We start from the raw sequence: 12738 nt of genomic DNA, 5'->3' as shown, positions 1-12738 counted from the left end.
CGGGAGAGGGCAGAACATCAGCCGGTGACCACTTCACCGGCGGGTGGCGTTTCCAGAAGCTGCAGCATGGCGCGGGCAATTTCCCGCTCGCCCATCACCACCTGATTGGCCCCACGGTCGATAATGTAATCCACTTCGTCATCATAATGGGCGCGGGCGATAATCTCGATATGCGGACATTTTTCCCGTGCGGAAGCGACAATCTCGCCGGCCTCATAGCCGTTGGGAATGGTCAGCAGCAGCCAGCGGGCGCAGTCGAGATGCGCCAGCTCCATGATCTCTTCATTGGCGGCATTGCCCAGCACCGCGCTGATCCCGCGCTCGCGTAGCTCATCCACGCGGGTGCGCGAGGTTTCAACCACCACCAGCGGGATCCCCTGGGCCATCAGCTTCTCGCCCAGCAGGCTGCCGACGCGGCCAAAACCGACCAGCAGCGCGTGGTTGCAGATATCGACCGGCACCTGCTTCTCGTCTTCCAGCACCTCTTCCAGGGTCTGCTCGTCGAGGGTTTCGGTTTTATCGAGATATTTCTCCAGCAGAGTGAACAGTACCGGGTTGAGCATAATCGAGATGATCGCTCCGGCCAGCACCAGGTTTTGCCCGGCCTGCGGCAGCAGGTTAAGCGCCATCCCCAGGCCGGCGAGAATAAAGGCAAATTCACCAATCTGCGCCAGGCTGGCGGCAATTGTCAATGCGGTACGCGGCGAGTGGCCAAACATACGCACGAGGAAAAAGGCGGCTGCGGATTTACCAAAGATAATGATCGCCAGCGTCGCCAGCACCGCCAGCGGCTGCTGGACCAGCACCATCGGGTCAAACAGCATGCCGACGGAGACAAAGAACAGCACCGCGAAGGCGTCGCGCAGCGGCAGGGTGTCATGAGCGGCACGGTGGCTCAGCTCGGATTCGTTAAGCACCATGCCGGCAAAGAAGGCGCCGAGGGCGAAGGAGACATCAAACAGCTCCACGGCGCCGAAGGCGATGCCCAGCGCCAGGGCCAGCACCGACAGGGTGAACAGCTCGCGCGAGCCGGTGGCCGCGCTGCGCGACATGATCCACGGCACCAGCCGACGGCCGACCAGCATCATAATGGCGATAAAGGCCACCACTTTGCCAATGGTGATCCCGAGGTCGAGGGCCAGGGAAGCGAAGCCGAGGTTGCCTTTCTCCGCCATACCGGCAACCGCCGGCAGCAGGACCAGCGTCAGGACCATCACCAGGTCTTCCACAATCAGCCAGCCGATGGCGATCTGCCCGCGCTGACTGTCAATCAGCTGTCGTTCCTCCAGGGCGCGCAGCAGCACCACGGTACTGGCGGTGGAGAGGCACAGACCAAAGACGATGCCGGTCATCAGCGACCAGCCAAGGGCGGCGGAGAGCGCCATACCCAACAGCGTCGCCACGGCTATCTGGGCGATGGCCCCGGGAATGGCGATCGACTTTACCGCCATCAGATCCTTGAGGGAGAAATGCAGGCCGACGCCGAACATCAGCAGGATCACGCCGAGCTCCGCCAGTTCCGGAGCCAGTTTGGTGTCAGCAACAAAGCCAGGGGTGAAAGGTCCGGACAGCACGCCCGCTAAGAGATATCCCACCAGAGGAGAAATACGTAGCTTATTGGCAATCATGCCGAGAATAAAGGCGAGCACGAGGCCGCCGACAATGGTGGTGATTAGCGGTGTTGCGTGGTGCATTCCGTCTCCTTTCCAGTGGTGAATCGGTCCATTTTGCTACCCTGTCCGCGTAATAGTTTATGACAAAAACGTTCACTTTGTTTATGAATAATTCTTGAATTGTGCAAAAAAATGCAATTGGCCGCTGAAAAGGCACAGAAGGAAAAATCGAGAGAGGAATGCGCGCATCAGGCCGATGGCGCAAGGGGTAACGGCGGCCAGCGTTACACTTTGGCCGCCGGATAATCAGGCTTTTTGCCGGTTATCAGGAAGAAATATCGTCAGGAATCCCAGCAGCGGCAGGAAGGCGCAGATTTTATATACCAGGTCGATGCTGGTATGGTCCGCCAGCAGGCCCAGCACCGCGGCGCCAAGGCCGCCCATACCAAAGGCAAAGCCGAAAAACAGGCCTGAAACCATGCCGATACGTCCCGGCAGCAGCTCCTGGGCATAGACCAGAATAGCGGAGAAGGCCGAGGCGAGGATAAAACCAATGATCACCGTTAAAATCCCGGTCCATTCAAGGCTGGCATAGGGTAAAACAAGGGTGAAAGGCGCCACGCCGAGGATAGAGCCCCAAATAACATATTTTCGTCCAATCTTATCGCCAACGGGCCCGCCAATCACCGTCCCGGCGGCCACCGCGAACAGGAAGGCAAACAGATGCAGCTGGGCATTTTGCACCGATAAGCCGAACTTATGCATCAGATAAAAGGTGTAATAGCTGCTGATGCTCGCCATATAGAAGTATTTCGAGAAAATCAGCATCAGCAGAATACCTACCGCCAGAATCACCTTATTGCGCGGCAGCGGATTGACGATCGCCGGCTTCGGTTTGCCCTTATTCATCCGGTGCTGCGCGGCGTACCAGCGGCTGATTTGCGACAGCACGACGATAGCCAGCAGGGCGGCCAGCACGAACCAGGCGACGTTGCCTTTACCATACGGGGCGATGATCACCGCCGCCAGCAGCGGGCCAAGCGAACTGCCGAAGTTGCCGCCGACCTGGAACAGCGACTGGGCCAGGCCGTGACGGCCGCCGGAGGCCATTCGCGCCACGCGGGATGATTCCGGATGGAAAACCGAGGAGCCGGTACCCACCAGCGCGGCGGCCAGCAGCACCATACCGAAGCTACCGGCCAGCGCCAGCAGGATCAAACCGCAGAGGGTAAAGCACATGCCCACCGGCAGCGACCACGGCATCGATCGTTTATCGGTGATGTAGCCAATCACCGGCTGGAACAGCGATGAGGTGAGCTGGAAGGTGAGGGTGATCATCCCAATCTGCACGAAGGTAAGGGAGAACTCGGCCTGCAGCAGCGGGTAGATAGCGAGTATGAGCGACTGGATCATATCGTTAAGCAAATGGGACAGGCTGATCGCGCCTAAGATGCCAAACGAGGTGCGTGCTTTTTGCGGCGGCGCGTCGGTACTGGGTAAGGTCTGAGCGGATTGGTTGGTTGTCATAGGTTCACTTCAGCGAGTTCGATTTGTTGTAGAGAATGCAGGTTGTTACCCTAAATAATTCGAGTTGCAGGCAGGCGGCGACGCAGCGAATCCCCAGGAGCTTACTCTCGTAAGTGACTGGGGTGAGCGAGGACAAATTCGTCAGGAACGAATTTGAACGCAGTTCACTGCGCCCGTAAGGGCGAGGCCCAGGGATGGGCCGAGTTATTGCCAACGCACATGCAACTTGAAGTATGACGGGTAGAATTATTATCCGACTAACATACCTGCAGATAAGGTTTGAAGGAAGTCGCAATTCTGAAAACATATTTGTCAACGCGGCTAACTCGCTATACTTTCGGCACTTGGGATTAAGTCAGGGAGTGAAGCATGCATTATTTCAAACACAGCGTGGCGCTGGCGTTATTCGCCGCTTTATCGCTGGGCAGCCTGTCCGCGCAGGCCTATGAGCAGGATAAAACCTATAAAATTACCATCCTGCACACCAACGATCACCACGGCCATTTCTGGCGCAATGACTACGGCGAATATGGCCTGGCGGCGCAGAAAACGCTGGTGGACGGTATTCGTAAAGAGGTGGCGGCCGAAGGCGGTAGCGTTCTGCTGCTGTCCGGCGGGGATATCAATACCGGGGTGCCGGAGTCTGATTTACAGGATGCAGAGCCCGATTTTCGCGGCATGAACTTGATCGGCTACGACGCGATGGCGGTGGGGAACCATGAGTTTGATAATCCGCTGAGCGTGCTGCGCCAGCAGGAAAAGTGGGCGAAGTTCCCGTTCCTGTCGGCCAATATTTATCAGAAAAGCACCGGCGAACGGCTGTTCAAACCCTGGGCGCTGTTTAAACGCGGCGGGTTAAAAATCGCGGTAATTGGCTTAACCACTGACGATACGGCCAAGATTGGCAATCCGGAATATTTCACCGATATCGAATTCCGCAAACCGGCGGAAGAGGCGAAGCTGGTGATCCAGGAGCTGCAGCAGAATGAAAAGCCGGACGTGATCCTGGCCACCACCCATATGGGCCACTATGACAACGGCAACCACGGCTCTAACGCGCCGGGGGATGTCGAGATGGCACGCAGTTTACCCGCGGGCTCGCTGGCGATGATCGTCGGCGGTCACTCGCAGGATCCGGTGTGCATGGCGTCGGAAAATAAAAAACAGGTCGACTATGTGCCAGGGACGCCGTGCGCCCCGGATCGTCAGAACGGTATCTGGATCGTCCAGGCGCATGAGTGGGGCAAATACGTCGGCCGCGCCGATTTTGAGTTCCGCAACGGCGAGATGAAACTGGTGCACTATCAGCTGATCCCGGTCAACCTGAAGAAAAAAGTGACATACGATAACGGCCAAAGCGAGCGGGTGCTGTATACGCCGCAGATCGCGGAGAACCCGCAGATGATGTCGCTGCTGACGCCGTTCCAGAACAAAGGTAAGGCGCAACTACAGGTCAAAATCGGCAGCGTGAATGGTCATCTGGAGGGCGATCGCAGTAAAGTGCGCTTCGTACAGACCAATATGGGCCACCTGCTGCTGGCGGCGCAGATGGCGCGCAGTAACGCGGATTTCGCGGTGATGAGCGGCGGCGGGATCCGCGACTCCATCGAGGCGGGCGATATCACCTACAAGGATGTGATGAAGGTCCAGCCGTTCGGCAATGTGCTGACCTATGTCGATATGAGCGGCAAAGAGGTGGTGGATTACCTGACCGCCGTCGCGCAGATGAAGCCGGATTCCGGCGCCTATCCGCAGTTTGCGAACGTCAGCTTTGTGGCCAAAGACGGCAAGTTAAACGATCTGAAAATCAAAGGCGAACCGGTGGATCCGGCGAAGACCTACCGGATGGCGACGCTGAGCTTTAACGCCACCGGCGGCGATGGCTATCCGAACATCGCCGATAAACCCGGGTATGTGAATACCGGCTTTATCGATGCCGAAGTGCTGAAAGAGTATATCGAGAAGAACTCGCCGCTGGATGCCGCCGCCTATGAGCCGAAAGGCGAGGTGAGCTGGCAGTAACCCTGAGGGGAAGCCCGGATAAAGCGCTGCGTCGCTATCCGGGCGCTTTCCCGGTGGCGCTGCGCTTACCGGGCACGGGGCGCGTCATCAATCGCGGCGGGCGATATCGGCGAACTTCGCATCCAGCAGCTGCGCCAGATCGCTGGCCGCCAGCTCAATATCCAGCCCGCGTTTGCCGCCGGAAATGTAAATGGTGGCAAATTCCTGCGCCGGGGCGTCAATCACCGTCGGCAGGCGCTTCTTCTGCCCCAGCGGACTGATACCGCCCACCAGATAGCCGGTGATACGCTGCGCCACCATCGGGTCGGCCATGTCGACTTTCTTGGCGCCCAGCGCTTTCGCCACTTTCTTCAAATCCAGCTGACCGGCGACCGGGGTGACGGCGACCGCCAGATGCTTCATATCGCCATTTACGGCGACCAGCAGGGTCTTGTATACCTGGTCGGCATTGAGGCCGAGCTTGCGCACCACTTCATCACCGAAGTTGGTCTCATTGGGATCGTGATCGTAACTGTGGATCTGAAAGGGGATTTTGTTTTTTTCGAGTAATTTAACGGCGGGAGTCATAGCTATCCTTCTTACCAACCGGTTTTGCGTGACGTCAGAATACGCCCGCAGGTTGTCTAAAAAATAGTACCATCTTGCGCAATAGTGTTGGCAGTGATGGTCACTTTGAGCGACAATCAGACGATCCGGGATGCAAATCCCGGGATAATAATAATGATGAAATTCCTCTTTGACGGGCCAATAGCAATATTGGCCATTTTTTTATGTCAGCATATCCGGCAGATTCCCTTCGCCATACAGATGCAGCGCGCCGACGGCGACCACGTAGCGGCCCGGCGGCAGGGCCAGCAGCGTCTCGCGCCAGGCGAGATTGCGCTGGTGCATCAGCACATCATATAAAGACTGGCTGAAGGTCGTCGGCAGCGATACCGCGCCGCGCGACGGCGGTTGCTCCAGCCACCAGCCGATCATGACCTGCAGTAAACGGGCGTTGGTGCGCCAGTGGGTCAGCGTATCCTCCAGCAGCGCCATTCCGCCATCGGGCAGGTCGCGCAGCAGCGCGATCTGGCTGTCGGCGCCTTCCAGCTCCATCACCGCTATGTTGCTCTCGCGGGCGGCCATCAGCAACTGATAATCGATACCGTAATCCGGGCGCAGCCCCAGCTTCTGCGCCTGGGTGGCCTGCAGAACCATCGCCACCTGCCACAGCGGCTGGCTGTCGAATAGCGCGACCGACAGGCCGAGTTCACCGGCTCGCGTCTGTAGCTCGCTCAGCTGCGCGTCGCTCAGGCGCTCCGCCAGCGGCGGATAAGCGGGGAGATGGCTAAACGGGGTTTCATTGCCGCTGATATCGGCCTCAACGATTAACGCATCGGCCTGGCGTATTTTTTTCAGCAGCTTCGCTGGCGGCGGCGCCATATCGCGGGTGCCCATATGGATGCTGCCGACGAGGTGCAGATAGCGTTCGCCGGGCAGGACGATATCCATCGCAGGCCAGGAATAAGACGAGCCGACGGCGGCTCGCCACAGCATTTTTATCCGGTTTAACAGGCCCATACGCGCTCCGAAGTGTGAGGCATTCATGCTAGCGCATATGGTGATACACGTCACCCTTCCGGCGGGCTTTTCTTGTCCCGGTAAAAAAGCGGGCGCCGACCCTGCCAGCGCCCGCTTTCCTGGACAGCGCTTACGCTTTTGGTTTAAAGCGCAGCAGGCGGTTAGCGTTACTCACCACGGTAATCGACGACAGCGCCATCGCCGCGCCGGCGACCACCGGATTGAGCAACGTGCCGGTCAGCGGCCAGAGGATCCCGGCGGCAATCGGGATGCCCAGCGAGTTGTAGACAAAGGCCCCCAGCAGGTTCTGCTTCATATTGCGTAAGGTCGCCTTCGAAATCGCCAGCGCATCGGCCACGCCGTGAAGACTATGGCGCATCAGGGTGATCGCCGCCGTTTCAATGGCGACATCGCTGCCGCCGCCCATGGCGATCCCGACATCCGCCTGCGCCAGCGCCGGGGCGTCGTTAATCCCATCGCCCACCATCGCCACTTTGTGCCCCTGGCTCTGCAGACGCTTAATGGCGTCGGCTTTACCGTCCGGCAGCACGCCGGCAATCACCTCATCAATGCCGGCTTCTTTGGCGATAGCATTCGCGGTAGTGGGGTTATCCCCGGTGAGCATCACCAGGCGGTAGCCCTGACGATGCAGGCGCGCCAGAGCGTCGACGCTGTCTTCGCGTAGCGGGTCACGGATGGCGAACAGCGCGGCCGCCTGACCATCTACCGCCAGCAGCACCGGCGTAGCCCCGCGCGAGGCCTGCGCCATCATCTCGCTTTCTATATCGCCGGTGGCGATATGTTGCTCGTTGAGCAGCGCCTGGTTACCGAGCAGCAGGCGATGGCCTTCCGCTTCGCCGCTGACGCCCAGGCCGCGCAGGGTGCGGAAGCCGCTCACTTCCGGCAACGGGCTGTCTCCGGCTTTATCAAGGATCGCTCGCGCCAGCGGATGGCTTGAACCCTGCTCAAGCGCGGCGGCAAGACGCAGCGCGGTCATCTCATCAACGTCTGCGAAAGTTTTCACCGCCACCACCTGCGGCTTGCCTTCGGTCAGGGTGCCGGTTTTATCGAACACCAGGGTGTCGAGTTCACTGGCGCGCTGCAGAGCATCGGCGTCGCGCACCAGTACGCCGTACTCCGCCGCCCGGCCAACGCCGGATATAATCGACATCGGCGTCGCCAGGCCTAATGCGCACGGACAGGCGATAATCAGTACCGTGGTGGCGATCACCAGGGTATAGACGATCTGCGGCGCCGGGCCGAAGAAGTACCAGATCGCAGCGCTAATCAGCGCAATGGCGACCACCGCCGGGACAAACACCGCGGAGATTTTATCCGCCAGCTGGCCGATCTCCGGCTTGCTGCTCTGCGCCTGGCGCACCATGCGGATAATACGCGCCAGCGTGGTCTGGCTGCCGACGGCGCTGGCGGTGAACAGCACGCTGCCGTCCTGCACTACGGTGCCGGCGTGAATGGCGTCGCCATCGCCTTTTTGCTGCGGTACCGGTTCGCCGGTGAGCATCGCTTCATCAAACCAGGCTTCCCCCTGGCTTATCACGCCGTCGACCGGGACGCGGTCGCCGGTCGTCAGGCGCAGCGTCATGCCGGCCTGAACTTCAGCGAGCGGCAGATCTTTCTCGCCCTCGGGCGTGACGACCCGCGCCGAAGGCGGCGTCAGGTCGAGCAGTTTCTCCAGCGCTTTTGAGGAGCGCTGGCGGGCGCGGGCCTCCAGCATATGGCCGAGGTTAATCAGGCCGATAATCATTGCGCTGGCTTCGTAATAGAGATGGCGGGCTTCCATCGGGAACCACTGTGGCCACAGGTTGACGCTCATCGAGTACAGCCAGGCGACGCCGGTACCGAGCGCCACCAGCGTATCCATGGTGGCAGTGCCGTTTTTCAGGCTTTTCCACGCGCTGCGGTAGAAGTGGCCGCCGGCGAAGACCATCACCGCCAGGGTGACGAGGCCGATGACCAGCCACAGCGAACGGTTGTCGTCGCTGACCATCATGTTATCGCCGATCATGCCCCAGACCATCACCGGCACGCCGACCAGCAGGGCGACAATCGCCTGCCAGCGAAAACGTTTCATGGTGGCGATGGCGGTTTCCTGCTGCCGTTCGCGGCGTTCCAGATCGTCCTCGATCGCCTCCGCGCCGTAGCCCGCTTTCTCCACCGCCTGCACTAATTCTGTGGCGGACGCACTGCCCATCACCAGCGCCGTGCGTTCCGCCAGGTTAACCCGCGCCTGTGAGACGCCCGGCACCGCGGCAAGCGCGTTCTGTACCCGGGAGACGCAGCTGGCGCAGCTCATGCCGTTGATCAGCAGCTGTTGACTGTCATCTTCGTCATGGGCTGCCGGAAGCTCAGGAGTGGCCGCTGTCAGTGCTTCCGACGGGATTGATGATTCTGCCAGCGGTTTAGCCTTTGGGTGGCTGAGCTCCGCGCCGTATCCGGCTTGTTTAACGGTTTCAATCAGCGCTTGTGCGCTGGCGCTGCCCGTCACATGGGCTTCAGTGAGGGTGACTTCCGCTTGCTCAACGTCAGGACGCTGCTCCAGACTCTCTTTCACGCGTTTAACGCAGTGGCCGCAGGAGAGGCCATCCAGCGTCAGGTCGATAGTGTTAGACATAAATAACTCCTGAATAATTTTCCGGTCAACGATTGACCAGAACCACTCTTTCATCGAGTATTAAGAAGGTTAAACCTTCCAGCAAGGGGAAGGTCAAGGAGAAAAAATGAATATCAGCGATGTGGCGAAAAAAACCGGCTTAACCAGCAAAGCGATTCGTTTTTACGAAGAGAAGGGGCTGGTGACGCCGCCGTTGCGGAGCGAAAACGGCTACCGCACCTACGGTCAGCAGCATCTCGATGAGCTGACGCTGCTGCGCCAGGCGCGGCAGGTGGGGTTTAATCTGGAAGAGTGCCGCGAGCTGGTGGCGCTATTCAACGACCCGTCACGGCACAGCGCCGATGTGAAAAAACGCACGCTGGAGAAAGTGGCGGATATCGAGAACCATATCCGCGAGCTGCAAAATATGCGCGCGCACCTGCTGGCGCTGGCTGAATCCTGCCCCGGCGACGACAGCGCGGAGTGCCCGATTATCGATAATCTTTCCGGCTGCTGTCATCGCAAGGCGCAGGCTTAATGCCGGGCTGGGTTGAGCATAAAGACCACCGTACCGCGATAGTAAGGGGAGCGTTGCAACTGGGTTTCCGCCAGTTTGTCGCGCCTACCGTTTTGGACCAGTCCGAGCTTGAACGGGATACGCAATCGGCTGAGCGCGGGCAGATAATCCTGATAATTCGCCACCGTGCGCCGTCCCTGGTAGCTTTGTACCACCAGTTCATCAACCGCCAGCGCATTGAGCGTGGCAATATCGCCGGTTTTGGCCCAGTCCAGCAGGCCAGTTACCCCCAGCGCGAATTCGGGCGGCAGCTGTTGGCGCAGTTGGCGTAAAAAGCGGGCGTAATCGGCGAGCTGATAAGTGCCGGCGTCAAAATCAATTTGCAAGCCAACCACCTGATTGCCCGCCGTCTGCCAACGTTGCATCAGGCGCACAATGCGCGGCACAATCGTCGGCGGCACATCAAGTGTGGTAAAGCGAACGGTAAGCCAGATTGAGGGAAATGTCAGGCGGCTCACCGGTAGGCCGAGGCGTTGAAATACCACCTCGCCCGCTTGCTTGAACACCTCGCCCTGATGCAGGTAGACCGTTTGCGCATTTCGCAGTTCGTCACTGGCCTTCACCCCGGACCACAGCCAGAAAGCGGAATGCTGGCACGCATCAACGCGCTCTGCCGCCTGCGCGTACCCGACCAGTAGCGCGATTACCAATAGTATTTGAGTTTTTGCGCCCACTGGCTTCCCGGATATTGCGTTTTCAACTGTGTGAACCAGCCTTTGCGCTGCAGCTTATCGACATCTTCGCCGCCGCACTCGTTGCTACCGGAGGGGGCGTAACAGAGGATCGCCCGGTACAGCGCATAGCTTTTGTCTTCCGGCTCCGCTTTCGGCGAGGTGATAATCTGCTGGTAATAGCTCTGGCGATCGTATTGCCCCAGAGGCTGCTGGCGATCGATGGCGTCCTCCAGTACATCGTTGCCGGCGGCATCTTTCCACAGATCGACATGCGTTTGGGTGGTGCGGAAGAACTCGCCGAGGCAGTTAAGCGCATGGGCATCATCGGCGTTTTTACTCAGTACAGCGACCGTATCATCAAGGCTCCGACAGGCATAACCTGCTTCAGTCGCCTTGCCGTTCCAGTCGAAGCTACTCAGGTTGACGTCGTTAAAGGCCTCGCTGATAACCGGTTGGGTAATGGCGCTGGCGAGCGTTTTGTCTTTCAGCCAGTCGCCAAAGCGATTCTCGGTGAGATCCCGCACCAGCAGCGTGTGCAGAGCGATGGTACGCTCTTCATTATTGGGGCCACTGACGGCCTGCTGGCGTAGCAATTCAGGCGAGGCCTGGGTTTTCAGCACGCGGGAGCGAAAGCGCAGGTTGGTCACCGGGCTATCGGCGGCAAAGATTGCCGCAGCGTTACCGCTGTAGACCAGCGTTGCAGCAAGCTTCGCCTGGATAAACTGCTGCTGTTCGCGGTCCTGGCTGAGTTGGAGCAGTTGCCGCCAAAAATCGACCGCTGCCGGCCACTGCTTTTGCTCCATTAGCGCTTCGCCGTAGAGGACCTGTTCGCTGAAAGCGAGAATATCGTGCGCCGGCAGCGTTTTCGCCGGCGTGACCGCCTGCAGGATGGCGGCATCGTTGCCCGTCACGTTCCATAGCTGCAGCTGTAGATTGCGCCACAGCGGCAGCTTTCCGCTCTTCTCAAACGCCGCTTTGCTGGCGTCCAGCTGCGCCTGGGTTAAGGCCGGTTTACTATCGGCATTCAGGCGCAGGGCGCGTAGAAGCTCGACATAACTAACCTGCGGCGCATCGGGGAATGCCGTCTGAACGGGTTGATCGTAGAACGGCATGCCGAAGACATTATCATATTCACTCACCAGACGACGCAGTTCTCCGGCATCGCTCGCCTGCTGGAAGGCCTGTTCATAGAGACCAGCCAACTGCGGCCACGCCTGCAGATACCAGTTAATGCGGCGCAACATGTTGCGCGCGGAATCGGCATACACCCCTGTTGGCCAGCGCTGCAAGTAAGTTTGCGCCTCTTTTTGCGCCAGGGCGGCATCTTCACGATTGATGCGTGCGATATCAAAATCGCCGTACTGCCCAACGCTGTTCTGGCTACTCTTGTTGAGCGCCGTGCGCATCAGCATATATTGCGCGGTCTCGGCCAGCCAGGGTTGCTTACTTTCCAGCAACAAGGTGAAATCCTGGGTCGCGGCGGTGAAATTACCGCCATAGAAGTGGGCGATGCCGGAAAGGTAATAAGCGAATAAGTCGGCGTCCGTATCTGCCGGGAAGCTATTGAGAATATCAAGGACTGCGGTGATATTGGCGCCATAAAACAGTTTCAACCGCGCCAGCGCCAGGTCATGACGCTGCTGTGGCGTCACAGAGGGGGCGGCCAGCAGGGCGGTGTTGAACTGGCTGACGGCGGCAAGGGTGTTGCTGACAAAGCGGTTTTCCAGTTCATCGTCGGAGGTTCCCAGCCGTTCAGCCGAATCGGCTGGCATCACCTGTGCGGGATCGATATTCAGCGCCGCCATTTGTCGGGTAAAGGTTTCGTCTTCGCTTTGCGCAGGCGGTGTGGCAGGCGGCGGCGCGCTATCCCACTCAGGATGATAAGCGAAGTAAACCTCGCGTGAGCGGCTGACATCGGCGGGAATGTTCTGAACGGGCAGGGCGAAAGATTTCTCTTCGCTCAGCAGGCGCAGCAGGTTGTCGCGCGAGTCGTTTCCCGGCGTCAATACAGGGTCGCCTTTTAGCAGACACAGCGTGTCGCTCCAGGAGCAATCTTCGATATCAGAAGAAGCAAACGCCTGAGGGGCCGCCACCAGCAGAGCGCACAGTGTAAGATTAAAGGTTGTCTTCCTGACCATAACGGATGTCCTG

At 59.1% G+C, this 12738-nt stretch carries 9 protein-coding genes; 2 read left to right on the top strand and 7 right to left on the bottom strand.

The annotated features are described in order from the left end of the window. Positions 1–17: 17 nt before the first annotated feature. Positions 18–1694 carry a YbaL family putative K(+) efflux transporter gene (gene ybaL / locus ACOI6Z_RS11280; RefSeq protein WP_023288655.1) on the bottom strand — a complete coding sequence of 559 codons (1677 nt, stop codon included), beginning with the start codon at positions 1692–1694 and terminating at the stop codon, positions 18–20. 225 nt (positions 1695–1919) lie between these two features. Then, the gene (locus ACOI6Z_RS11275; protein WP_023288656.1) at positions 1920–3140 is read right to left on the bottom strand and encodes an MFS transporter; all 1221 of its coding nucleotides are present in this window, start codon (positions 3138–3140) and stop codon (positions 1920–1922) included. A 369-nt stretch (positions 3141–3509) separates the two neighbouring features. Here ACOI6Z_RS11275 and ushA point away from each other — a divergent pair, with 369 nt between their 5' ends. Continuing rightward, the gene (ushA, locus tag ACOI6Z_RS11270; RefSeq protein ID WP_032734896.1) at positions 3510–5162 is read left to right on the top strand and encodes a bifunctional UDP-sugar hydrolase/5'-nucleotidase UshA; all 1653 of its coding nucleotides are present in this window, start codon (positions 3510–3512) and stop codon (positions 5160–5162) included. An 87-nt stretch (positions 5163–5249) separates the two neighbouring features. On the opposite strand, the gene ybaK is transcribed toward ushA, so the two are convergent. From ybaK to copA, 3 genes are all read right to left on the bottom strand, one after another. Continuing rightward, complete coding sequence (gene ybaK, locus ACOI6Z_RS11265; protein ID WP_004204728.1) at positions 5250–5729, bottom strand: Cys-tRNA(Pro)/Cys-tRNA(Cys) deacylase YbaK; 480 nt, start codon at positions 5727–5729, stop codon at positions 5250–5252. A 201-nt stretch (positions 5730–5930) separates the two neighbouring features. Next, positions 5931–6725 (bottom strand): TraB/GumN family protein, encoded by a 795-nt coding sequence (locus ACOI6Z_RS11260; protein WP_023288658.1) that lies wholly within the window; start codon positions 6723–6725, stop codon positions 5931–5933. A gap of 130 nt (positions 6726–6855) precedes the next feature. Continuing rightward, a complete protein-coding gene (gene copA, locus ACOI6Z_RS11255; protein WP_065812456.1) occupies positions 6856–9357 on the bottom strand; it encodes a copper-exporting P-type ATPase CopA in 2502 nt (833 codons plus the stop codon). A gap of 106 nt (positions 9358–9463) precedes the next feature. Here copA and cueR point away from each other — a divergent pair, with 106 nt between their 5' ends. Further along, complete coding sequence (gene cueR, locus ACOI6Z_RS11250) at positions 9464–9874, top strand: Cu(I)-responsive transcriptional regulator (RefSeq protein ID WP_004204725.1); 411 nt, start codon at positions 9464–9466, stop codon at positions 9872–9874. On the opposite strand, the gene ACOI6Z_RS11245 is transcribed toward cueR, so the two are convergent. Further along, entirely contained in the window at positions 9871–10587 is a 717-nt protein-coding gene (locus ACOI6Z_RS11245; RefSeq protein ID WP_048334205.1) for a DUF3142 domain-containing protein, read from the bottom strand. The two genes, cueR and ACOI6Z_RS11245, sit on opposite strands and share 4 nt — an antisense overlap. Continuing rightward, complete coding sequence (locus tag ACOI6Z_RS11240; protein WP_065812399.1) at positions 10557–12725, bottom strand: hypothetical protein; 2169 nt, start codon at positions 12723–12725, stop codon at positions 10557–10559. The genes ACOI6Z_RS11245 and ACOI6Z_RS11240 overlap by 31 nt, the downstream gene beginning before the upstream one ends. Positions 12726–12738: the final 13 nt, after the last annotated feature.

Origin of the sequence: Klebsiella sp. C239 (genome assembly GCF_048822715.1) — a bacterium.
Taxonomy (GTDB): Bacteria; Pseudomonadota; Gammaproteobacteria; order Enterobacterales; family Enterobacteriaceae; genus Klebsiella; species Klebsiella quasipneumoniae.
The sequence above is the reverse complement of the archived record's forward strand: the minus strand, read 5'-3'. Positions and strand labels throughout refer to the sequence as shown.

What these genes read in the sequence shown, in the direction of transcription:
- ybaL (WP_023288655.1), bottom strand. Translation starts at nt 1,694, where the DNA reads ATGCACCACGCAACACCGCTAATCACCACCATTGTCGGCGGCCTCGTG.
- ACOI6Z_RS11275 (WP_023288656.1), bottom strand. Translation starts at nt 3,140, where the DNA reads ATGACAACCAACCAATCCGCTCAGACCTTACCCAGTACCGACGCGCCG.
- ushA (WP_032734896.1), top strand. Translation starts at nt 3,510, where the DNA reads ATGCATTATTTCAAACACAGCGTGGCGCTGGCGTTATTCGCCGCTTTA.
- ybaK (WP_004204728.1), bottom strand. Translation starts at nt 5,729, where the DNA reads ATGACTCCCGCCGTTAAATTACTCGAAAAAAACAAAATCCCCTTTCAG.
- ACOI6Z_RS11260 (WP_023288658.1), bottom strand. Translation starts at nt 6,725, where the DNA reads ATGGGCCTGTTAAACCGGATAAAAATGCTGTGGCGAGCCGCCGTCGGC.
- copA (WP_065812456.1), bottom strand. Translation starts at nt 9,357, where the DNA reads ATGTCTAACACTATCGACCTGACGCTGGATGGCCTCTCCTGCGGCCAC.
- cueR (WP_004204725.1), top strand. Translation starts at nt 9,464, where the DNA reads ATGAATATCAGCGATGTGGCGAAAAAAACCGGCTTAACCAGCAAAGCG.
- ACOI6Z_RS11240 (WP_065812399.1), bottom strand. Translation starts at nt 12,725, where the DNA reads ATGGTCAGGAAGACAACCTTTAATCTTACACTGTGCGCTCTGCTGGTG.